This window comes from Streptomyces sp. SID3212 (assembly GCF_009865405.1).
GTDB lineage: Bacteria > Actinomycetota > Actinomycetes > Streptomycetales > Streptomycetaceae > Streptomyces.
Map to the genome: position 1 here is coordinate 1 of NZ_WWJY01001221.1, position 1,275 is coordinate 1,275.

Annotated in this window: 1 protein-coding gene; it reads left to right on the top strand. The window is 76.0% G+C overall.

The window, feature by feature from the left end; all coding sequences use genetic code 11:
* The coding region (locus tag GT042_RS38515; RefSeq protein WP_202534745.1) for a hypothetical protein at positions 1 to 1,275 on the top strand (1,275 nt) is incomplete at both ends.

Sequence of the window (1,275 nt, forward strand, 5' to 3'; positions counted from 1 at the left end):
ACCCCGTGGGGCGGGCCGGGTCCCTCGTCGCCGGCGAACTCCGCGGCGGCGGCTCCGCCTTCCCCGTCCTGCTGATGAACGACCCCGGCTTCCGCGGCCTCGCCGCGCGGGCCGAGGCGATCGCGGAGACCGCTCCCGACCGGGGGGAGCGGCTGGCGGCGCTGCTCACCGCGATGGGGCGGCGGATCGGCGAACTGGCGCCCCGTATCCGGGCGGAGGTGTCGCAGCACAGCGCGTTCGGGTCCGAGGCGCTGGACCGGCTGCCGGCGGTGAACGCTCCGGTGTGGTGGGCGGGTTGGCTGCCGGGGGATCTGGCGGCCGGTTCTGACGACGTGGACGCGTCCGGTCCTGAGGGGATGGAGTCGTCCGGTCCTGACGGCTCGGAACCGCCCGACCGTGACGGCATGGAACCGCCCGACCCTGACGGCATGGAGCCGCCCGGTCCGCTGGACGGGGTCTCCGTCTCCGCGTTCCATGTGGCGCGGCGTACGGAGGCGACCGCGCTGGACCTGCTGGCGTCCGGCGGCAACGCGCCGGCGGGCAGGCACCCGGTGATCTTCGGGGTGGAACGCTCCTCGGGCCGCGACGTCTCGGTCTTCGCCGGGGACCCGGGCGACGAGCCGGTGGTCTACCCCGCACCGGCCGACTTCACGGTGCTTCGCCGCTCCTTCCGTACGCATCCGGAGACGGGGCGCCGCTACGAACGCGTCCTGCTGGCCGAGACCGCCGCCACCCGCCAGGCCCTCGCCGCCCCTCCGACGGCCTCCGGGGCCGGGGCCTCCGAGGCCCCGGACTACCCGGATCCTGACTACTGGAACGCGCCTTGGGAGGGGCACGAGACCGCCCGGTCCCAGTCCCCTTCCCCCTCCACGTCTCCGTCCCTGTCCCCGTCCCTGCCCTTGGACCGGACGGTGGTCCAGGAGATCCGCGCGGACGGGCGGACGGTCGGCAAGGCGTCGTTCTCGCGGCACGACTGGTCGTTGCGTGAGCGTTCGTACGGCCGGCTGCCTGCGGCCACCACGTACACGGAGTGGAGCCGTGGCCCCGGCGGGGAACGGGTGGCCCGCCGCCGCCCGCTGCCCGCCACGGGCCGTACGGGCACGTTCTTCTGGGCGTCCCACGGCAAGGACGGCGGCTACGCCGTCGTCGGCCAGGACGACCTGCCCGTCGGCGCCGACAGCGAGAGGGTGGGCCGGCTCCTCGGCCCCGGCCTGGCGGCGGCCGGCTTCACCAGCGTCACGGTCCTCGCGTGCGCCCCCGGCGCCCCGGGCGACG